At 47.0% G+C, this 22447-nt stretch carries 21 protein-coding genes; 11 read left to right on the plus strand and 10 right to left on the minus strand.

The features are described from left to right. Positions 1–106: 106 nt before the first annotated feature. The 4 genes from hutG to hutU all read right to left on the minus strand — a co-directional run bounded on the left by hutG (position 107) and on the right by hutU (position 5630). On the minus strand, positions 107–937 hold the full coding sequence (gene hutG / locus E0D71_RS04040) for an N-formylglutamate deformylase (protein WP_133001993.1): 831 nt from the start codon (positions 935–937) through the stop codon (positions 107–109). Next, positions 930–2168 carry an imidazolonepropionase gene (hutI, locus tag E0D71_RS04045; protein WP_243711919.1) on the minus strand — a complete coding sequence of 413 codons (1239 nt, stop codon included), beginning with the start codon at positions 2166–2168 and terminating at the stop codon, positions 930–932. The genes hutG and hutI overlap by 8 nt, the downstream gene beginning before the upstream one ends. A 168-nt stretch (positions 2169–2336) precedes the next feature. Next, positions 2337–3872 (minus strand): histidine ammonia-lyase, encoded by a 1536-nt coding sequence (hutH, locus tag E0D71_RS04050; protein WP_133001994.1) that lies wholly within the window; start codon positions 3870–3872, stop codon positions 2337–2339. A 60-nt stretch (positions 3873–3932) separates the two neighbouring features. Then, a complete protein-coding gene (hutU, locus tag E0D71_RS04055; protein WP_133001995.1) occupies positions 3933–5630 on the minus strand; it encodes a urocanate hydratase in 1698 nt (565 codons plus the stop codon). A gap of 303 nt (positions 5631–5933) precedes the next feature. On the opposite strand from hutU, the gene E0D71_RS04060 reads away from it, so the two are divergent. Both E0D71_RS04060 and E0D71_RS04065 read left to right on the plus strand, forming a co-directional pair. Then, positions 5934–7343, plus strand: coding sequence for a formimidoylglutamate deiminase (locus tag E0D71_RS04060; protein WP_133001996.1), 1410 nt, complete (start codon positions 5934–5936; stop codon positions 7341–7343). Further along, complete coding sequence (locus E0D71_RS04065) at positions 7333–7956, plus strand: HutD family protein (RefSeq protein ID WP_133001997.1); 624 nt, start codon at positions 7333–7335, stop codon at positions 7954–7956. The genes E0D71_RS04060 and E0D71_RS04065 overlap by 11 nt, the downstream gene beginning before the upstream one ends. A gap of 77 nt (positions 7957–8033) precedes the next feature. Here E0D71_RS04065 and E0D71_RS04070 read toward each other — a convergent pair whose 3' ends face one another. From E0D71_RS04070 to E0D71_RS04090, 5 genes are all read right to left on the minus strand, one after another. Then, complete coding sequence (locus E0D71_RS04070; RefSeq protein WP_207923321.1) at positions 8034–8867, minus strand: glycine betaine/L-proline ABC transporter ATP-binding protein; 834 nt, start codon at positions 8865–8867, stop codon at positions 8034–8036. Beyond that, a complete protein-coding gene (locus E0D71_RS04075) occupies positions 8864–9715 on the minus strand; it encodes a proline/glycine betaine ABC transporter permease (protein ID WP_133001999.1) in 852 nt (283 codons plus the stop codon). The genes E0D71_RS04070 and E0D71_RS04075 overlap by 4 nt, the downstream gene beginning before the upstream one ends. A gap of 65 nt (positions 9716–9780) precedes the next feature. Then, positions 9781–10740 (minus strand): ABC transporter substrate-binding protein, encoded by a 960-nt coding sequence (locus E0D71_RS04080; protein ID WP_165942944.1) that lies wholly within the window; start codon positions 10738–10740, stop codon positions 9781–9783. A 399-nt stretch (positions 10741–11139) separates the two neighbouring features. Beyond that, positions 11140–11895: a histidine utilization repressor gene (hutC, locus tag E0D71_RS04085; RefSeq protein ID WP_243711921.1), complete on the minus strand. Its 756-nt coding sequence runs from the start codon at positions 11893–11895 to the stop codon at positions 11140–11142. An 84-nt stretch (positions 11896–11979) separates the two neighbouring features. Further along, positions 11980–12639 (minus strand): cytochrome b/b6 domain-containing protein, encoded by a 660-nt coding sequence (locus E0D71_RS04090; RefSeq protein WP_133002000.1) that lies wholly within the window; start codon positions 12637–12639, stop codon positions 11980–11982. Between the two features lie 171 nt (positions 12640–12810). On the opposite strand from E0D71_RS04090, the gene E0D71_RS04095 reads away from it, so the two are divergent. From E0D71_RS04095 to arsC, 9 genes are all read left to right on the plus strand, one after another. After that, the gene (locus E0D71_RS04095; RefSeq protein ID WP_133002001.1) at positions 12811–13842 is read left to right on the plus strand and encodes an AraC family transcriptional regulator; all 1032 of its coding nucleotides are present in this window, start codon (positions 12811–12813) and stop codon (positions 13840–13842) included. 172 nt (positions 13843–14014) lie between these two features. Then, positions 14015–15298: a Xaa-Pro dipeptidase gene (pepQ, locus tag E0D71_RS04100; protein ID WP_133002002.1), complete on the plus strand. Its 1284-nt coding sequence runs from the start codon at positions 14015–14017 to the stop codon at positions 15296–15298. Between the two features lie 324 nt (positions 15299–15622). Continuing rightward, entirely contained in the window at positions 15623–16615 is a 993-nt protein-coding gene (locus E0D71_RS04105; protein WP_133002003.1) for a tripartite tricarboxylate transporter substrate binding protein, read from the plus strand. Positions 16616–16680: 65 nt separating this feature from the next. After that, entirely contained in the window at positions 16681–17199 is a 519-nt protein-coding gene (locus tag E0D71_RS04110; RefSeq protein ID WP_133002004.1) for a tripartite tricarboxylate transporter TctB family protein, read from the plus strand. A 4-nt stretch (positions 17200–17203) separates the two neighbouring features. Continuing rightward, entirely contained in the window at positions 17204–18709 is a 1506-nt protein-coding gene (locus E0D71_RS04115) for a tripartite tricarboxylate transporter permease (RefSeq protein ID WP_133002005.1), read from the plus strand. A 238-nt stretch (positions 18710–18947) separates the two neighbouring features. Continuing rightward, complete coding sequence (locus E0D71_RS04120) at positions 18948–19283, plus strand: metalloregulator ArsR/SmtB family transcription factor (RefSeq protein WP_133002006.1); 336 nt, start codon at positions 18948–18950, stop codon at positions 19281–19283. A gap of 29 nt (positions 19284–19312) precedes the next feature. Beyond that, on the plus strand, positions 19313–20032 hold the full coding sequence (gene arsH / locus E0D71_RS04125) for an arsenical resistance protein ArsH (RefSeq protein WP_133002007.1): 720 nt from the start codon (positions 19313–19315) through the stop codon (positions 20030–20032). 9 nt (positions 20033–20041) lie between these two features. Beyond that, on the plus strand, positions 20042–21058 hold the full coding sequence (arsB, locus tag E0D71_RS04130) for an ACR3 family arsenite efflux transporter (protein WP_133002008.1): 1017 nt from the start codon (positions 20042–20044) through the stop codon (positions 21056–21058). Positions 21059–21082: 24 nt separating this feature from the next. Continuing rightward, on the plus strand, positions 21083–21514 hold the full coding sequence (gene arsC / locus E0D71_RS04135) for an arsenate reductase (glutaredoxin) (protein WP_133002009.1): 432 nt from the start codon (positions 21083–21085) through the stop codon (positions 21512–21514). Between the two features lie 89 nt (positions 21515–21603). Here arsC and aroQ read toward each other — a convergent pair whose 3' ends face one another. Beyond that, positions 21604–22056: a type II 3-dehydroquinate dehydratase gene (gene aroQ / locus E0D71_RS04140; RefSeq protein ID WP_133002010.1), complete on the minus strand. Its 453-nt coding sequence runs from the start codon at positions 22054–22056 to the stop codon at positions 21604–21606. Positions 22057–22447: the final 391 nt, after the last annotated feature.

Below are 22447 nucleotides of genomic sequence, written 5' to 3' on the forward strand. Positions count from 1 at the left end.
ATGACCAATAAAAACGCCCGTCTTTTGCAAGACGGGCGTTTTTTGGTGGAGATTAAATATCTCTAAACTTGGCTAAAAAGTTCTCAAAGAAATGCTCCTTTGAACGTTAGAGCTTCACACTCAACAAAGCGTCCACCAGTTTTCTCAGTTGTTTCTGAATCACGGGAAATTTATCTTCGTCCAGTAAGTATTGACCTTGTTTTACTAGCTCGTCGTTTAGATAGGTGGCTTGAGAGAGTTCCAGTTGGATGGCATGAATGCCTTCTGCTGGCTGACCAAAACCACGGGTGATGTAGCCGCCTTTAAAGCGACCATTAGCCACTTGGCTGTAGTTGTTCGACAAACACGCTTGCGCGCTTTTTAAAACCGCAGGGGCACAAGATTCACCGGCGTTGGTGCCCCAGTTAAAGTCTGGCAGTTTGCCCTCAAACAACATAGGCACTTCTGCTGCTATGCTGTGTGCATCCAACAAAATAGCGTAACCAAATTTGGCTTTAATGCGCGCCAGCTCGTCTTCAATTTGCTGATGATATGGGCGCCAGATCTGCTCTTTGCATAATGCGTGATGCACATCTGTAGGTTCTTTTCCTGCTAAAAACGTCGGGCTTTCATCAAACAAAATATCTGGGAACAACCCTGTTGTCTTAGTGGTGTACAAGGCTGCATCATCATAAGGTCGATTTAAATCAATCACATAACGCGAGTAATTGGCTGAAATAACACTGACGCCACGAGCCGCTAGATCGCCATAAAGCTCTGGAATATACCAATCCGTATCGGGCAAGCGCTTGGCTTTCTCCGTCAACGACTCTTCTTCTGTTACGGTTAATTGCAAACCAGAATGCGGCATACTCACCAATAATGGCGAATCCCCCTGATGGAACTCAAAAGGCGATTCAATCCGATTATGAACAGGCTGAAGCTCTACATTACTCATGGGATACTCCGTGTTGGATGCGTTGTTTTACTAATTGCCCACCTAACCAATAACAAAGTTCACCAGGACTTTCCACATCCCAGCAGACAAAATCCGCCACCTTGCCGACTTCTAAAGAGCCATGAGACTCACTGATCCCTAAGGCTTTTGCCGCATGAATCGTTGCCCCTGCCAGTGCCGCTTCAGGTGTCATACCAAATAAGGTGCACGCCATGTTCATCATCAAACGCAACGATAAAGCAGGCGATGTACCTGGGTTGGCGTCCGTTGCAATGGCGATGTCTACACCATATTGACGCAGCAAATCCAGCGGCGGCAACTGGGTTTCTTTCAGGGTGTAAAATGCCCCCGGCAGCAACACTGCCACAGTGCCAGATTCGGCCATGGCCTGCACATCAGATTCTTCCATAAACTCCAGATGATCCGCTGACAACGCCTGATAAGAGGCAGCCATACGCGTACCGCCTAACGCAGAAAGCTGCTCCGCGTGAATCTTCACTGGCAGTTTCAATTCTTGAGCTCTTTTGAAATAGCGTGACACCTGCTCAGTGCTAAACGCAATCCCTTCGCAAAACGCGTCCACGGCATCGGCCAAACCAAGTTCAGCCACTTTGGGCAACACCGTCTCGCACAAGTAATCAATGTAGGCGTCTTTACTATCGAACTCTGGTGGCATCGCATGCGCAGCCAAACAAGTACGCTTAATGGTGACTGGAAATTGCTGTTCCAATACGGCCGCTACTCGGAGCATTTTTAGCTCACTGTCCAATGACAAACCATAGCCTGATTTGATTTCAATGGTGGTCACACCATCCGCCATCAGGCTTTTCAAACGTCGTGTTGCACTGACAACCAACTCGGCTTCACTGGCGGCGCGCGTGGCGTTCACAGACGAGGCAATACCACCGCCTTGTTTGGCAATCTCTTGGTAGCTCACACCGTTCAAGCGCTGCTCAAATTCTCCCGCACGATTACCGCCAAACACCAAATGCGTGTGGCAATCGATTAGCCCAGGCGTCACCCAGCCGCCGTCGAGATCATGCTCTTGCTTCGCTTGATATTTGGGTAGCAAATCCGCTTCACCAAGCCACGCAATACGACCGTCAACAACACCAATGGCGGCGTCTTTAATGATGCTGTAGCGCCCTTCTTTCATGGTCGCTACATGCGCACCACGCCATACGCTATCCAATTTAAGCGCTGTTTGGTCGTCAACCATTGATGCTGTCATTCTTTACCCCTACTGCTGTCCGCTTTTCATTACTATTAAATCCCCCTTGCTATCACACACAAAGTGACACAAGAAAACGGCTGTTAACGACTGCAAGTTTTTATAACCAAGAATGCCTCTTTCGAGGCATTTATAACGTCTGGTTTATTCACAGCGCTCAATCAGCACTTACAACACGCTAGGCAACAAACCAGTAGGCATGGTGTTGTTATGCACCGCTTCTAACAAGAGCTCATTGGCCTTTTCGATGTCGGTCGCAAAGTAACGATCTTTGTCATAAAAAGGCACACGAGAGCGCAATGTCGCACGCGCTTCTTCTAGGCGTGGGGTCGATTTCAATGGCGCACGAAAATCCAAACCTTGCACAGCAGATAAAATTTCAACCGCCAAAATTCCACGAGTATTTTCCGCCATGTCTTTCAAACGACGCGCCGCGAAAGTGGCCATAGAAACATGGTCTTCTTGGTTGGCAGACGTTGGCAAACTGTCCACTGACGCAGGGTGTGCGTAGCTTTTGTTTTCACTCGCCAAGGCCGCTGCGGTGACTTGAGCGATCATAAATCCAGAGTTCACACCACCGTTATCCACAAGGAAAGGCGGCAATTTACTGAGGTTGCTGTCGATCAAAAGTGCCATGCGACGCTCTGACAAACTGCCGATTTCAGCAATCGCCAAGGCTAAGTTGTCCGCAGCCATAGCAACAGGCTCCGCGTGGAAGTTACCACCAGAAATAATGTCACCTTCTGCAGCAAACACTAATGGGTTATCAGAAACAGAGTTGGCTTCGACACACAAAACCTTCGCCGTGCTGCGAATCTGCTCCAAACACGCGCCCATCACCTGTGGCTGACAACGCAAAGAGTAAGGGTCTTGAACCTTTTCACAGCCTTGATGAGAGTCGCCTAACTCACTGGTTTCACCCAATAAGTGACGATACGCAGCCGCGGCGTCCATTTGGGTCTGATGACCACGAACTTCATGAATACGCGCATCAAATGGACTACGACTGCCCAATGCCGCTTCTACTGACAAGGAACCACAGACGATGGCAGAAGCAAACAAATCTTCCGCTTCAAACAAACCTTCAAGCGCAAATGCCGTCGACGCTTGCGTGCCGTTCAACAATGCCAAACCTTCTTTAGGCGCTAAGGTAATCGGCTCAAGTCCTGCGATGGATAAAGCGGCTTGCCCAGAAATGACTTCGCCACGATAACGGGCTTTACCTTCGCCCAACAAAATCGTACTCATGTGAGCTAAGGGTGCTAAATCACCAGAAGCGCCCACTGAGCCTTTTTTCGGAATGCATGGGTACACTTCTTTATTGATCAGCGTGAGTAGTGCTTGAATCACTTTTAGACGAATACCAGAAAAGCCACGAGCGAGACTGTTTACTTTCAAGGCCATAATCAACTTGACGGTTTTATCGTCCATCAACTGACCAATGCCCGCCGCGTGAGACAGCACAATACTGCGCTGTAACTCATCTAAATCTTCTGGCGCAATACGAGTATTCGCCAGCAAACCAAACCCTGTGTTAATTCCGTAAACGGTGCGATTTTCTGCGATCACATCATTCACCACCTGTGTACTGGCATTGATTGCCGCAAACGCACTTTCATCTAAGCTCAATTTCACCGAACGACGACTGATTTGTCGTAATTCATTTAGCGTCAATTGACCTGGTTTTATCGTTAATTCAAACATGATGATCCTTAATTTTAATTCTCTGCGTTGCAATGTTGTTCGCACTAACGCGTAGGATTTTTATTTTGTTTGGTTGCCCGTAATCATCGGTAAATTCAAGCCTTGTTCTTTCGCGCATTCAATGGCGATATCATAACCTGCATCTGCGTGACGCATAACACCGGTTGCTGGATCATTATGAAGGACACGAGCAATACGCTCAGCGGCATCATCACTACCATCACACACAATCACCATTCCCGAATGCTGCGAGAAGCCCATGCCAACACCGCCGCCGTGGTGCAAAGACACCCAAGTGGCACCAGACGCCGTGTTCAATAATGCGTTCAATAATGGCCAATCCGACACCGCATCAGAACCATCCTGCATGCCTTCCGTTTCACGGTTCGGGCTTGCTACAGAACCTGAATCTAGGTGGTCACGACCAATGACGATTGGCGCCGACAATTCGCCGCTGCGAACCATTTCATTAAAGGCTAGGCCAAGCTTGGCACGTTGACCAAGACCAACCCAACAAATGCGCGCTGGCAAACCTTGGAACTGAATACGTTCACGGGCCATGTCTAACCAATGATGTAAGTGCGCATCGTCGGCGATCACTTCTTTTACTTTGGCGTCGGTTTTATAAATGTCTTCTGGGTCACCCGATAACGCCGCCCAACGGAATGGGCCAATACCGCGACAGAACAATGGGCGAATGTAGGCTGGCACAAAACCTGGGAAATCAAAGGCGTTTTCTACGCCTTCTTCCATCGCCATTTGACGAATGTTGTTGCCGTAGTCAAAGGTTGGCACACCCATTTTCTGGAAGTCCAACATGGCTTGGACATGAACCGCCATGGTTTTCTTCGCCGCCGTGACGATTTCAGCAGGCTGAGTCAGTGCTTTTTCACGGTACTCTTCCCAGCTCATGCCAGTGGGTAAATAACCATTTAGTGGGTCGTGCGCCGATGTTTGGTCAGTCACCATATCTGGACGAACACCGCGTTTTACCATTTCTGGCAAGATGTCGGCGGCGTTGCCACATAGAGCAATAGAAACCGCTTTACCTTCTGCTGTGTATTTTTTAATGCGCGCTAGTGCGTCGTCTAGGTCGGCTGCTTGCTCATCCACATAACGGGTACGTAGACGGAAATCGATACGGCTTTGTTGGCACTCAATATTCAAAGAACAAGCACCGGCCAAGGTCGCGGCCAATGGTTGCGCGCCACCCATACCACCAAGACCCGCAGTTAGCACCCAACGACCCGTTAGGTTGCCATCGTAATGTTGACGACCCGCTTCAACGAAGGTTTCATAAGTGCCTTGCACTATGCCCTGACTACCGATGTAGATCCAAGAACCCGCGGTCATCTGGCCGTACATAGCCAAACCTTTGGCGTCCAGCTCATTAAAGTGTTCCCAGTTTGCCCAGTGTGGCACTAGGTTAGAGTTAGCGATTAACACGCGAGGTGCGTTGCTGTGTGTTTTGAATACACCTACTGGCTTACCCGATTGAACCAATAATGTTTCGTCATCTTCTAACTCAGTGAGGGACTCAACAATTTTGTCGTAACTTTCCCAATCACGGGCAGCGCGACCAATACCACCGTAAACCACTAACTCTTCAGGGTTTTCTGCCACATCAGGATCTAGGTTGTTCATCAGCATGCGCATTGGCGCTTCGGTAAACCAAGATTTAGCGGTTAACTTTGTTCCTGTTGCCGCTTTTACCACACCGGCACGATAACGCTTTTGAGTAATAGTTTGCTTAGTCATTTTCTGCACCTTTAAAAAGAAAGCCAATCAGGCATCTTGAAACGAATTAGAATGAACATGTATATACAATTAATCTAAAGATAAAATCTTCGTTTTCTATATGCAAGTCTTTTTTCTGAAAAAACACAGAGCATTTCTGTGGAAAACAACTTTTAAAGGGAGTGAAAAAGCGTAAAACCCTTGTATAACAAAGACTCTATTTAAGTGACGACCCAGCAAAAATGAAATAGATAAAAACAAACTTGTATATACATTATATTTTCTATTACACTCAAATCATTCTAATCAACCTAGGAATGGATTGTGAGCAGCCTTCATCAAGCGAATTCTGACCTTCAATGTTTTTTTTCGGAACGCGCCTTATTGCCATCAGGCTGGGCGAATAATGTGCTTTTTTCGGTTAAAAACGGCCAATTTTATTCACTAGAAACCAACAGCACCGCCACAGACAAAGCCAATATTTTGTCAGGCCCTGTGTTGCCAACCATCGCCAACGTCCACTCTCATGCTTTTCAACGTATTATGGCGGGCGCCGCTGAAGTCAGCTTGAACCCAAACGATAGTTTTTGGAGTTGGCGCGATCTGATGTATAAAATCGTCCAAAAGCTCACCCCAGACGATGCCCACATCATTGCAAAGCAGCTTTACATCGACATGTTAAAAGCGGGCTACAGCCAAGTTGGGGAGTTTCATTACTTACACCACGACATAGGTGGCAAGCACTATGGACAGTTGGCCGAAATGTCGAATCAGCTCATCGCAGCTGCCGATGATGCAGGCTTAGGCTTAACCCTACTGCCAGTGCTCTACTCTCATTCAGGTTTCGGCGGACAAGCCCCCAATGCCGGGCAAGCGCGATTTATTCATTCCACCGACTCTTACTTAACGCTGCATCAAGCCTGTGCTAAAACATTGGCCAATCATCCGATTCATCAATTGGGCGTTTGTTTTCACTCGCTGCGCGCGGTCACTAAACCGCAAATCGACACCGTATTGCAGACATTAAACGCCTCTTTCAACACAACAAGTCCGATCCATATTCATATCGCAGAACAGCAAAAAGAAGTGCAAGACAGCATCAATTGGAGTGGGCAACGGCCAGTAGAATGGTTGCATAACGAAATTGGCTTGAGCGATCGCTGGTGTCTGGTGCACGCCACTCATCTAACAGAAACAGAACGCCAAGCCATTGCCACCAGCCAAGCCATTGCGGGGCTTTGTCCGACCACAGAAGCCAACTTAGGCGACGGCATTTTTCCTGCGGTGGCGTTTGAAAAGGAAGGTGGCCGCTGGGGGATTGGCTCTGATAGCCATGTCAGCTTATCGATTGTCGAAGAGTTACGAACATTAGAATACGGCCAGCGCCTGCGCGACCAACAACGTAACCGCCTGTACCGGCCAGAACAAACCAGCGTCGGTGATAACCTCTATCAGCAAGCATTATTAGGCGGGAATCAGGCCTGTGGCGTCTCTCTTGGCCTGGCGGTAGGTAACCGAGCCGACTTCATGGTACTCGATGAAAGCCAGCCTTTTATGACCGCCAGTGACAACAAAGATTTGCTCAACCGCTGGTTGTTTGCGACCAATGAAAATTTGGTAAAAGACGTTTTTGTCGCAGGGCAACAACGCATTAAAAACTTCCACCACGAACACGAAGAAAGTAGCCGTAGCGCGTTTATTCGAATCATTAAAAAGGTGATGTATGACGCTTAACACCCCACTTCACTGCCACCTGATTGAGCAAAGCGATTATTTGCGCATGCCATGGAAAAATGGGCTAGGTGAAACACTCGAAATCCAACGTCATGACGATGAGCAAGGCCTGCGCTTTCGCATCAGCCAAGCCTCTGTCAACGATCATGGTGTTTTTTCCGACTTCAGTGGCTTACATCGCACTTTGGTTTTACTGAGTGGCCAAGGTATGACGCTTAGCCATCGCAATGCCAATAACGAAAGCGTAGAACACGCGCTGACAGCCCCTTTAGACATGGCATGCTTTGCTGGCGGCGATCACACCCATGCCAGCCTAACAAAGGGGCGAATTGAAGACTTAAATATCATGGGGCGAGACAGCGATACCCTTGCAACAGTACACGCCTGCTTCGCACCAACGGCCTTATCGCTACCCAACGAAAACAGCCTACTAACAGGCTTTTATGCCAATGAAGAAAGTCTATTAGCGTTTCAAATAGATCGCACTGGCGACACTGAAACGCGACGCCTTCCGGCCCAAAGCTTTATGACCTTCTCTGCCAACAATAACGAGCTTGAGAGCCTCCAAGTGATGAGTGGTAGCGGTGTATGGATCGATATTCTGCCGAGGTAAAAACAACCAAGCCGGCCACCCTATCAATAAAACCACTCGACTTGGTTGTTAAACGGGCCTAACCCTTTAATAAGCGCTCAAATACCCTCTTGCAAGGTGGTGGTTCTGCGTTGCACAAAACGATCTACGTATTCATCCGCTGGATTGCTCAAAATGTCATGCGGTGTGCCAACCTGAATCAATTGCCCATCTTTCATAATGGCAATGCGGTTACCTATGCGCAGCGCTTCATCCAAGTCGTGAGTAATAAACACAATGGTTTTATTTAGGGTACTTTGCAACGTTATCAGCTGATCTTGCATTTCGGCACGGATCAATGGGTCTAAGGCGCTGAAGGCTTCATCCATCAAAATAATGTCCGTGTCAGCCGCCAATGCTCGCGCCAGACCAACACGCTGACGCATACCACCAGATAACTGACTCGGATAGTGAGATTCATAGCCTTTAAGGCCCACAGCATCCACCCAGTAATGCGCTTTTTCGTGCTGTAATGCTTTGCTTTCACCACGAACTTTTAAACCAAAGGCCACGTTCTCTAATACGGTTTTATGGGGCAGCAAACCAAAACTCTGGAAAACCATGCTGATTTTCTTACGACGAAAGTCGCGTAACTGAGCGTCGTTGTATTTAAGAATGTCTTCCCCATCCACATAAATCTGGCCACGGGTTGGGTCAATCAAACGATTAAAGTGACGCACTAATGTGGATTTTCCAGACCCTGATAACCCCATGATGACGAAGGTTTCACCCGCTTCGATGCGAAGAGAAATGTCGTTTACCCCCACCACACAACCGGTTTCAGCGAGCACATCGCTTTTTGATACGCCATTTTCTATCTGCACCAAGGCGTCAGAAACTCGATGGCCAAATACTTTCAATACATTCTCAATGACTATTTTAGCAACCGTCACAATGACTCTCCGTATCTAGGTTTGCCATAGGCTTGAATAATACGATCAAACACCACCGCCAAGATCACAATCGCTAACCCAGCCTCAAGCCCGCGCCCGACGTCTAAGGTTTGAATGCCGATCAACACTTCCTCTCCTAAACCTCGTGCACCAATCATAGAGGCAATCACCACCATAGACAGTGACATCATAGTGGTCTGGTTGATGCCCGCCATAATACTCGGCAACGCCAACGGCAGCTGCACGCCAAACAAGCGTTGCGTTCGAGTTACACCAAACGCATTTACCGCTTCAATAATTTCTTTATCCACTTGGCGAATACCCAAGTCGGTCAAACGGATCAGGGGAGGCACAGCATAAATCACCGTAGCAAAAATCGCCGGCACTTTACCCAAGCCAAATAACATCAATACAGGGATCAAGTACACGAAGCTCGGCATGGTCTGCATTATGTCTAGCAGTGGTATCAGGATTTTTCGTAAGCGATCGCTGCGAGCAGATAAGATGCCCATGGGAATGCCGATTAGCACCGAAAGAAACGTCGCGATCAACATCAGAGCCAGCGTTTGCATCAGCTTATCCCACAAGCCCACAGCCCCTACTAAAAACAGCAGACCAGTAATGACCAAGGTCGGGATTACTTTTCGCGTCGCATGAAATGCAATGAGGGCGACAATACACAGCATTAGCCACCAAGGCACAAAGCGCAGGAATTTTTCCAAGTTAATAATAAATACTATTAAAAAGTCAGAAATTTGTCGGAAGAAGTCACCGTAGTTGACCACTAAACTGTCAACACCGGAGTTTATCCAGTCGGTCATTGAAAACGTAATAAAGCTTGGAAACATGCCCATCCCTAATAGCGTCGAATAAAAAATGCCCTCAGCCAATGAATTAGCATAAGGGCATGATGTTAGAGTGAGTTTTGAATCTTTTCTGCCGCGCTGGCACTGACCCACTTAGTCCAAAGCTCCGGCTTTTCTTTGAGGAACACCTTAGCCAGTGCAGGCGCCTTAATATGAGTGGTTGTCATTTGAGCCAAGTAACTGTTCAATAATTCGATTGGAATATTGACCTTGGATAAGACATCCACCAGCTCAGGGGCTTCATCATGGAAGGTTTTCGATAAGCCAACTTTTATCGAGATACTCTTATCCACTCCAGGCTTCTCAGCCAGTTTAATCACATCAATACGGCCTAATAACGCAGTCGGAGACCAATAGTAAAATAGAATAGGCTGTTTGCGTTTGTAACTAGACAATACCGCCGCATCAAGCGCTGGGCCAGTACCTGAACGGAAGTTCGTGTAGCTTGCGCTTAGACCATAATCCTTAAGCATCTTGGTGTTTTCCGTTTCACAGGTCCAACCTGCTGGGCAATTGTAAAAACGCCCTTTAGATGGTTCTTCTTGATCGCGGAAGACAGAAGCGTACTTGGCCAGATCCGCAATGTTTTTCAAATCAGGCGCGGAGGCTTTAATGCCTCTTGAAGCATCACCTTCGACTACATAGCGCGGGACGTACCAACCTTCTACAGCGCCTTTTACAGGTGAGCCAACACCAATGACTTTGCCTGCCGCGGCGGCTCTGTTCCACACCCTGCTTCGGCCTACCCATTCTTCCGAAAACACCTGAATATCATTCGTGCTAAGGGCATTTTCCATGGCAATAGAATTACCAGGCAAGCTATCCACTTTGCAGCCGTAGCCTTCTTTTAGAATGTCCTGCATTACGGCGGAAAGCAGCATGCCACTTTCCCAGTTTAACCCTGCAAACTTAATCGTTTTGCCAGAATCACACCATTCGCTGGCAAAACTGGCATTGGCTCCCACCGACAGCGCTAACCCTACGAACGCCCACTTCATCTTTTTCATTGTTTTCACTTGAGCTTTCCCTTCTTTAGTTTATCGATGTTTGAAAATCAGCGGTTAAACGATTCACTGCTAAATCACAGACAACCAGAGTATTCATTTATTGTTTCAATCGTCTTTTAAGCAACGAAAGTGAGGCCAAGAAAGGAGAGAAATAAGCGGACTTATCAAAATCTTCTTGAACTAAGGGCCAGACTTTACATGACCCAAATAATAATTCGGCAGGATTTGTATGGAACAATCGGGGAAATTACGCGTTTATTCAGGAAAACGATCAGAAAAGAGGGGATTCAAGCGATTTGAATTATTCTGAGAAAGGCATTCCGACACAAAAGTAATAAAAGCGTGGAGCAGAAAAAACAAGAAGGACGGTGACTCAGCCCTTCTTATGACGACTTAATATCAGCGACCAAAATGGCCAAACAACTGAAAACGCGAGCCTGGGTGAAGCAAACGAGCGGCGGTAATAATGTCATCTCCCGCCCAAGTACGGCGTTTGATTTGTAGACACGGCTCATGAGCACCAATTTGCAAACGCTCGCACTCGATGGCATTCGGCAATACAGCCTCAACCAAATGCTCTCCTTCCGTCATCGGAGCCACCCCCATCAAATATTCATAAGAGGTATGAAGCGTGAAATCCTGTTTATCGTACTCAGGCGCCAAACTGGCATTAACAATACGTTCTTCAATTTGAATAGGGATATCGTTTTCATAATGCAGAACAACAGAACGAAAAATGCCATGATTAGTGCGAACACCTAACATCATAGCCTCTTCTACGCTGGCTCTAGCAGATTCAAGGGTTAGCAGCTTTGATAAATGCTTGTGGCCGCGAGCTGCGATTTCTTCTGCAATATTATGCACTTCAAACAGAGCTGAATGCGCTTTTTTCTCGGCCACAAAGGTACCAAGCCCTTGATGACGAACCAGAAAACCTTCTACGGTTAATTCGCGTAACGCACGATTTACCGTCATTCGGCTAACACCTAGTGACTTCACTATTTCTGCTTCGGATGGAACACGCTGATTTGCCAACCACTCGCCCGCTGAAATTTTTTGCGAAATAGCTTGTTTCAGCTTCGCATAAATAGGCTGTGGTACATCTGGCAAGCCATCAAATAAATGCTCAAGCATAGTAACGGTTTGATCTGACAAGGGGCATCCTATCGGTTTATGGGGGTCAATTTTTTCATTATATCGCGACTACTAATAATCTAACAGCTTGTATAGACAATTAAGTCAAACAGGCAAGAGCCATAACCATGCCAACCACGAAAGACCAATTAACATAGAAAATATGAGTCCCCAACGCGGCGCTTTTATGGCCTCGGCTGGTGCTTGTTTCGCTTTCTTCTTACCATGAATCATCGCCATAACAAGGCGTTCTTTCAAACATAATTCATGGTACAACACAGCGCAAATATGCAACCCAACCAGGGTTAATAAGATATTCGGTAAAACATGATGGAGCCATCCCATGCGACTTAACCAATCATCCGATAAATACGCGTTTAATGGCCCAGTCCAGAAAAGGTCGTCACTGGTAAAAAGCCCAGACCCCCATTGCAGTGTTAATCCTAATAACAGAGCAATTACCATCAAAGCACCAACAGGATTGTGCCCTAAATGGGCTTTGGACTTCCCTTTTAGCATGTCGCTTGCGTAGGCAAGCATCGCCTGAGGCCCTTTAAGAAACTGGCTAAATTTAGCGTAACGAGAACCGTAAAAACCATAAATCAAACGAAACACCACTAACGCGGACAAGCCATAACCCAAATAAAAATGGTAATCGAAATAGTCGCGGTCATAGCGCCCAGTAATAATTAAGCCGGTAAATAACAGCACCATTAGCCAGTGGCTCACCCTAATAGACCAGTCCCATACCAACACAGATTTCATGCATCTACCTCGTTAAACGGTTGCGAATACAATCACGTAAGAATCACCTTGTTCTTCTATAACACACTCCGCCGGCTCGCTAAATAAAACCGACTGTTTCACGGCAGCTTTATCTATTCAGCACTATAGTTACCCATATGAAAAGTCATTTAACGTAGTTGGAGTCCTAGAATGGTCATAAGCTTCCTAGTGATTACGGTATCCATTGTTGTTCTGCTGTTTTATATTTTTTTCTACAAGGGCCGATTTGTCGTTCGCCGAAACACCATTATTGATTTGCCCGCTTCTGTTATCGCACAAGATTTAAACGACCTAAGTAACTGGCCACACTGGGTTCCTTGGCTTATTTACGACACAAACGCAAAAATACACTTTGGCTACTCAAGCGTTGGTAATAACGCGGTTTTACCCTCCTGCTTAGAATGGCAAGGCGAACTGATTAAAGAAGGCTACATTTCCATCATCCCTGCTCGCTCCAGCGCCCATTATTGTCACACCATAGTCGAAGCCGACGCTTTTTACCCAGGCGAGCTGCATTTCAACATCGACCTAGGCCAACAAGGTTCCCACACGCTAGTGTCCATGCAAATCACCAGCAAGGTTCCCTTTTTTCAACGCTGGAAAAGTGCCCTGTATTTGACCCGTGCAGCACGAGATCTCGAACTCGCCTTGATTCGACTAAACGCGCATTTAGCAAAACTCAACACCGCGTCCTTGCATGAATACGACGACCCTCATTTCGAGTTATTAAGCGAAACAAGAATGGAACATTTCGATGCTGTGACACGCCCTTTTGTTGTCAGCGACCAACCGATGTCGCAAAAAATGGAACAAGGCTTTCACGATCTCATGTTGTCCCTAGGACCTGATAATATGCCTTCAGATCCCAGCTTTGCCATATACACAAAAGCCGACCCTGCACAGCATTACTTTGCAGGAAAGCTGGGGATTCCGGTCCAAAACCTCGAACCCTGCTCCTCCCGACCAGAGCGCATTGTATTAGAAGGCAAGTATTTGACCTTACGCTATTCGGGTAGCTACCAGAACCTGTCTTTGGCTTGGCATGTTGCCCACAGCGCGATGCGCCTGCACCATAAACGAGTAGATCGAAAGCGCCCTGGGGTCGAGATTTTTGAAACCGGCCCCTGTGATACGCCCTTGTCAAAAGACTACATAACTAAAATAGGTTTACCGATCAAATAATCATGAACATTCGCTTCGCTAAAACACAAAGAAAAAATCGCCAGACACAAACACACGCGTCGATTTGCTGTATCCTAAAGATTGGACTCCCCCCTTATGTTGCTAATTTGTCGACTAATCAATCCACACAAGATTGGCTGACGTTTTCTTTTACCAATACGAGTTCCGAGCTATGACAATATCACTTTACCAAGAACACCTCGCGACACTACAAACTCGCTATGAAAAAGCCATGCAGCACTTTCAAATTGACGCCATTGTGCTGGCTTCTGGCGATAAATCTTATTATTTTCAAGACGATCATACCGCGCCTTTCCACGCCTACTCTGGGGCCCAACAATGGCTTCCCTTTACCCTAAGCGCAGAAACCTACCTTGTTATCCAAGCAGGAACAAAACCGCGTCTTGTGTGGCCAATTCGAGACGACTTCTGGCACGCGCCTAACCCAGTTCCAGAAGGTGAATGGCAAAATGAATGGCAGATTTCACCCGCACGAAAAGACGATGCCTGGTTCTCCTCTTTGCCAGAAAAATGCGCTTGGCTAGGGCCAACCCCCCAGCCTTTTTCTCGCACTGTCGATGGCCTAAACGCTTACGTGGATTTTGCCAAAGCGGTTAAAACACCGTTTGAAATCAATGCCATGCGCCTATCTACCGAGAGAGCTGTAAAAGGCCACCTAGCCGCCAAAGACGCCTTTCTAGCGGGTATGAGTGAGTTAGAAGTTCACTTGGCGTTCTTAAAAGCCAGCCAACAAACGGCGGCACAAGAACCTTATCCTGGCATTGTCGGCATTAACGAGCACGCGGCGGTATTGCATTACGAACACAAAGATTTTAATCGTTCGGCACGTCCATTGACGTTACTTCTCGATGCCGGCGCTAGTGAGCACGGTTATGCCAGCGATATCACTCGTACTTTTGTACGTCATAATGATGAATTTAGTGCCCTAGTCGACAGCCTAGACAGCATGGAGCAAGGACTAGCCCGCAGTGCCATGTCTGGTGTGGATTACCGAGAGCTTCACCAAGACACCCTAGAAGGGATCGCGGGTCTTCTTAACGAGCATAAAATTTGCCGTTTAAGCCCAGAAGAACAAATGGCAAAAGGCATTCCACAAGTGTTTTTCCCTCATGGCTTAGGTCACTTGCTCGGCTTACAAGTTCATGATGTGGGTGGTTTTCAAATCGATGAATTAGGCACCACCCGAAAAGACGAGAAAGCCCCCTTCTTGCGACTTACTCGAACGCTGGAAGAAAATATGGTGATCACCATAGAACCCGGCTTATATTTTATCCCTATGTTATTAGAAAAAATGCAGGCAGACATTCCACAACACGGCTGTGATCTTGCGCTAATCGAACGCTTCAAGCCTTATGGTGGCATTCGCATAGAAGACAATGTTGTCGTTCAAGATGATGTGCCTGTGAACCTAACTCGTAACGCATTTCAGGGCTAAAGCGCCACTTAATCCAGTCCAAACGACTCGCCACTAAAAAGGCACCTTCAGAGGTGCCTTTCTGCTTTTTATCTTATGCTGTCGGTGTTATTTCGTGATTCCCTAGGAGAATTATTCCATTCTGGGTGCCATCTCGCACGAAAAGACAATAAAATGAACAAACTCGAAAATCGACTGCATCTTTTCGAGGAAAATATTGATAGGTTAACGCCACAGACATTGCCGACCGAGTGATTCTTGCCAAGACGCGCACACCGATAAGAGCAAATACTGTTAAAAAACATCATTACCAACTCACTGATTATAGGCAACATCGGAGCCCCAATGAAAAAAACAATAGCACTACTTGCAGCCCTGTCGCTCTCCTCTACTGCAGTCTTTGCTGACTACCCAACAAAAGATGTTCAAGGCATTATCCAATGGGGTGCAGGTGGTTCAACGGATACCGTAATGCGCTCTATTGCGCCTCATGTGGAAGACGCGTTAGGCACAGATTTGATCTTGACCAATAGAACGGGTGGCGTTGGTGCTATTGCCACTAAATACGTCAATGCAAAAAAAGCCGATGGTTATACCTTATTAATGGGCGCTGAAAACCCACAAATGTACAAGGTATTAGGGCTGGCAAAGATAGATTACAGCGATATGATTGCCATTAATGTGCTTGCACGCGGCACGCCTGTCTTAGTCGCCAATAACGACGCACCTTTTAACAACATGCAAGAATTCATTGATTACACGTCCGCTAACCCAGGCAAAGTAAAACTTGGCTCGACTGGCAAAGGTGGCCTAGCGTCCATCGTCTTGGCGATGCTGAAATCACAAGTTTCCTTAAATTACATCAGCATTCCCTACAACGGCGACGGCCCAGCATTAACCGCCTTACAAGGTGGCGCGATCGACGTGATGCCAGTTGTTCTTGGCGCTTCTATTGAATCCATCAAAGCCGGTCGTATGAAAGTCATCGGCCTGATCGACAAAGAGAGCAATGCCTTGCTACCAGGTGTATCACCCGCGACTGACACTCTGCCAGGTCTGGCTCGTTACCTTCCATGGGGACCATTCTTTGGTGTTTTCGTGAAAAAAGGCACTCCTGAAGACGCCGTCGAAAAACTTCAAGCCGCGTTCCATACCGCAGCAGACAGCCCTGATTTTACGGCGCTTATGAAAAAACGCGGTTTTACCATTTTGAATATCTCAGGTGAAAAAGCAGACCAATTCTTGAATTCTTATCGCTCAACGTCGTCGTGGTTAGTCGATGAAGCGGGTTTCAGCAAATATTCTCCAGAGAAATTTGGCATCCCTAAACCGCAATAATTTTGTTTCTCTAGCGTGTGGGGTTAACCTCCCACACGCCTCGTTTACGCTCACCTGGGGTCATCATGTCCAGTCTGCTCTCTACTCAAAAAGTCCGTAAGCCCGGCGAACGCATTTTTTGTTTTCTACTGATCGTCTTTAGTGTTTTTCTTTTCTGGCAAGCCTACCAAATCGCTGGTTTTAGCTCGTTAAGCTCCTCTGGTGCTTTTCCATTAGCGGCGTCTGCCACCATGGTTCTGGCGTCCTGCGTGGTGTTTGTGAATACCTTAAAATTACCTGCCGCAGAAGGCATCCAGTTTTTCCGTCACTGCCTTCCGCCTGTGGTGTCCATCATTATGGCGATTATTTTGCTGTACGCAGTGGCCATCGAAAGTCTTGGTTTTATCCTTAGCAGCTTGGTTTTTTTATGCGTCTGTATTCAACTTCTATACCGTCGTAGTCCATTGTTTACTCTAAGTATTTCGATTCTCGCCCTGATTGTGGTGTACATTATTTTTCGCCTCGTTTTTCAGGTTGTGTTACCAGAAGGGGTTATGCCTGAGCGCGACATCATAGCCGCAATTACCACTTGGTGGAGTCACTAATCGAATGGACGCATTTCACTTTTTCGCTACCTCTTGGGTGTCTCCTGAACTGCTTGGCTTAACGGCCTTGGGCACATTCTTAGGTATTTATGTAGGCGCTATTCCCGGCTTGTCTGTCACCATGGCCGTGTCTATCCTGATTTCATTCACCTTCTCTTGGGATGTAAATAACGCCCTTTGTTTAATGGTTGGCGTCTACATGGGCGGCGTTTATGGAGGCTCTCGCACCGCTATTTTGTTAAACATCCCTGGCGCACCTTCCGCCATTGCCACCGCGATGGACGGCTACCCATTGGCGAAAAAAGGCCTAGCAGGCGAAGCCATTGGGCTGTCTACCGTGATGTCTGTGATCGGCGGTTTCGTTGGTATTATCGTGCTGGCTCTGGCCGCGCCGACCGTCAGCGAATTCGCCATCACCTTCCAACCAAGAGACTATATGATGCTCGGTGTATTGGGCATTATGTTAGTAGGTTCATTGTCTGGAAACAGCTTGGCAAAAGGCATTTTCGCGGGGGCGCTGGGCTTACTGATTGGCACCGTTGGGCTTGACCCCATGTCAGCAGAAGAACGCTTTACTTTTGGTGTCGTCGACCTTTGGGATGGTATTAATCCTGTCGCCGTGATGATCGGAATGTTTGGCGTATCTGAAGCCTTGCATCAGCTCCACCATATGGACAAGGCCGTCGTAAAACAGAAGATATCTCGTATTATTCCAAAGCTATCAGACATCAAAAAATATCTACCGCTTAGTTTGCAAAGCTCTTTTATCGGTGTGATTGTCGGTGCTCTACCAGGTACCGGTGGCGACATTGCGGCGCTGATGGCCTACGACCACGCCAAACGCACCACGAAAGACCCTAAAGTTCCGTTTGGTGAAGGCGCAAAAGAAGGCTTAATCGCCCCTGAATCCGCCAACAACGCCGCCGTCGGAGGTGCTTATATTCCAATGCTGACACTAGGAATTCCTGGCGATGCGGTTACCGCGGTTTTCATTGGCGCCTTGTTTATTCATGGTTTGAATCCAGGGCCACTACTACTGGTCGAACAGCCGCAGATGTTTTGGTTTACCGTGGGCAATCTCACACTGGCGAACATTTTCGTCCTGATCTTTGGCTTAACCGGCATCCGTTTATTCTCAAAAATCGTCGAGTGCCCAAAAGGCATCCTGATCCCACTCATTTTCTTGCTGTCTATTGTTGGCGCGTATGCCATTAATAATGCCGTGATCGATATATGGTGGATGCTCGCCTTCGGTGCTTTTGGCTATTTTATGCGCCTCTATGGTTTTCCGGTTGGCCCAGTCATTCTAGGTGTGATTCTAAGCTCACTGACCGATGAAAACTGGCGACGTGCGATCCTCACAGAGAGTGGTAGCTTGGGCAACTTCTTTGCTCATATATTCACCAGCCCGCTTTCGAGCATCTTGTTTATGAGTATTGTCTTAATCTTTGTCTCGCAAACCAGCTTGTGGAAAAAACACCTAAAGCCACGTCTGTTGCGCTCTAAATAGCGCTCGCATCAAGACCGTCAGTTCGATAAAAAGGGGCTGAAAATAAAGTGACCCCATAAAGTTGGACACTTTATTAACCGGCTAACAATGCCTGATTTCGGTACTCTACCGGAGTCAGGCCATTTAACCTCTTCTTCATCTTCCCTAACAAAGTAGCTAAAAAACAATCTCGATTAGCTTGTTGACTTTCGAATCTATATATACGAATTTACACATATGTTATTTTTCGGATATGTTTATGAACCCTTGTAAGTTTTATAAGTGTCTCGCTGACGACACTCGTTTGAAGTCCATTATGCTGATCAAGCAAGCCGATGAAGCTTGCGTCTGTGACTTAATGGCGGCGTTGGAACTTGATCAACCCAAGACCTCACGCCACCTCGCTGAGTTACGTAAATGCGGCATATTGCAAGACGAACGCCGTGGAAAATGGGTCTACTACCGCTTGCATCCTGAGCTGCCTGAATGGGCAAAAAACGTCATCACAGAGACCGCCAAGCATAATAAAGACTACTATCAAGCAGCATTGGTCAAACTATTAGCCGGTCAATCATCTGCGATGAATTGCTGCTAAAACGCCATTAAAGAATTTGGGAGAACCTAATGTCAGTACTCGAAAGCCACTTACCAAACATCGACCATGAGCAACTCATCATCCCCAACCATGAGCGATTTACCACCACGCCTAGCCGTCACAAACCACGTATTTTATTACTCTACGGATCACTGCGTGAGCGCTCTTATAGTCGATTAGTGATTGAAGAATCTGCGCGTTTATTAACCAGTTTTGGCGCTGAGGTGAAAATCTTCAACCCAAGCGGCTTACCGCAACCGGATTCAGAAGACGAACAACACCCAAAAGTACAAGAACTTAGAGAGCTTATGATGTGGTCCGAAGGTCAAGTTTGGTGCTCACCTGAGCGTCACGGTTCGATGACAAGCATTCTGAAAAGCCAGCTAGATTGGGTGCCTCTGAGCATTGGTAGCGTACGCCCGACACAAGGTAAAACACTTGCCATAATGCAAGTAAGTGGCGGTTCTCAGTCATTCAATGCTGTCAACCAAATGCGTATTTTGGGGCGCTGGATGCGCATGGTGACGATTCCGAATCAGTCATCCGTTGCTAAGGCGTTTCTAGAGTTTGACGAAGACGGTCGCATGAAACCTTCCTCTTACTACAACCGCATCGTCGATGTGCTAGAAGAATTGATGAAGTTCACTCTCTTGCTTCGCGATCAGAAAGATTACCTAGTCGACCGTTATTCCGAGCGAGTCGAAAGTGCTGAGCAACTAAGCCAGCGTGTTAACCAAAAATCAATATAGGACTTAAAAATGGGACTGTTTGAGCGTTATCTTACGATCTGGGTAGGGTTGGCCATTATCGTGGGCATTATGGCTGGTAGCCTGGTGCCTGATGTTTTTTCGGTCATCGCACGCCTAGAATACGCCCACGTTAACTTCGTTATCGCGGTGCTGATTTGGCTTATGATTTACCCAATGATGGTGCAAATCGATTTTTCCTCCATCAAGGACGTAGGTAAAAGACCCAAAGGCTTGCTGCTCACCTTAGTGATCAACTGGTTGGTCAAACCCTTCTCTATGGCGCTATTAGGCTGGCTGTTTTTCAAAATCCTATTTGCTCAATGGGTAGACCCTCAAACCGCCAAAGAGTACATCGCAGGCATGATACTGCTTGGCGTCGCACCCTGTACTGCCATGGTATTTGTCTGGAGCCAAATGACTAAAGGGGATGCTAATTACACCCTAGTGCAAGTCTCTATCAATGACGTGATTATGATTTTTGCGTTTGCCCCTATTGCCGGTTTTTTACTCGGTGCCACGGACATTCATGTGCCTTGGGACACATTATTACTGTCGGTTGTTTTGTATGTTCTGGTGCCCCTGATTGCGGGAGCCCTGACACGCAAAGCGTTAGACAAACAGAATGACCACTCACGGCTCGATGGTTTTTTACGCACAATGAAACCTTGGTCTATCGTCGGCTTACTGGCAACCGTGGTGCTGCTATTCAGTTTTCAATCGGAAACCATCTTGGCCAAACCTCAAGCCATTCTACTCATTGCCATTCCATTATTGATTCAAACCTATGGGATTTTCGCGGTGTCTTATTGGCTAGCCAGAAAGCTTAAACTGCCCCATTCAGAAGCTGCACCGGCCAGCATGATAGGCACGTCTAATTTTTTCGAATTGGCCGTCGCCGTCGCGATTTCCCTATTCGGTCTGCATTCAGGCGCCGCCTTAGCCACCGTCGTTGGGGTCTTGGTGGAAGTTCCCGTTATGCTTTCTCTCGTTTGGTTCGCCAATCGAACTCGTCATTGGTTTGCTTAAGAGCAGCAAAGAGGACTCAGCTTTATGATAGTGATTCACCACAACCCAGAATGCGGCACCTCGCGAAATACGCTAAAGATCATTCAAGATGCTGGCATTACACCCGTTGTTATCGACTATTTAACGGAAGGGTGGAGCAGAGCGCAGTTATTGGCACTGTTTGCAGCAGCAGATTTAACACCCAAAACCGCCCTGCGCACGAGCAAATCTCCTGCGCAAGCGCTGGGTTTACTTGATGAGAAAATCACCGACGATGAGATTCTTGAGGCGATGCTTATTCATCCTATTCTCGTTAACCGCCCTATTGTCTGCTCACCAAAAGGCGTTAAATTATGCCGCCCCAGCGAGCAAGTACTTGATCTTTTAGACCTATGGCCTGAAGGGCCTTATTACAAAGAAGATGGCGAGATGATCCTAGATGAGCAAGGAAAAAAAGCATTGAAAAAACAGAATTAATAGCGTTTTTTTAAGTGCTTTGTCTTAAACGAAAGAGACCGTATTGATGTCGATACGGTCTCTTTTCCATTAATAAAACAAAGATGATCTTAGGCTGTGAGCTTATGCACGAGCCCTTGGATCCCCAATGCGTACCCTTGCACTCCCATACCAACCACAACCCCCAAGGCAACAGACGAAATATAAGAATGGTGGCGAAACGCTTCGCGAGTATGGACATTGGAAATATGCACTTCGATGACAGGCACATCAGCCCCTTTGATGGCATCGTGTAATGCCACAGAGGTATGCGTATAAGCAGCGGGATTAAACACCACGCCTAGCACTTCTCCTTCTTTAATTCGACGACCCGCTTCATGAATATAATCAATGAGTGTGCCTTCATGATTAGATTGGCGAAAATCAATTTCATGCCCCAATGCTGCCGCGGTATCACGACACAGCACCTCCACATCAAAAATGGTTTCATGGCCGTACATTTCTGGTTCGCGAGTCCCCAACAAATTTAAGTTTGGACCGTTCAATACCATAATGGTAGACATACAAATTTCCTCAATAAGCTTAGAGTCACCCTAAGCAGTGCATTAAAAATACATAAACTAAAAAGCGCACAGCGGAGATATTCAGGGTCTGGTGCGTCATGCACTTTCCCTATACGCCATCAATTATAGAGTAAATGATCGACAGAGGGACAGGGTTAAACCCAAGTCCGAAGGTACTCTTTACGGTGCTATTCAACCCCATGCTGTAGCGGATTCTGTGGGGCTATGTGAGGCCAGCAAAGGCTATTTATCGATTTATGATGGGTGGAGTAGACTATGAATATGGGCTATTTAATGCGATTCTATTATTTGAAAAATAGAGTGCTGTTTAAAAATATAAGTTATAACATAGAGCTAGAACAGACTAAAAATGATAGTTTGCCTATCATCC

The organism is Marinomonas sp. KMM3893, from assembly GCF_004352855.1.
Lineage (GTDB): Bacteria > Pseudomonadota > Gammaproteobacteria > Pseudomonadales > Marinomonadaceae > Marinomonas > Marinomonas arenicola.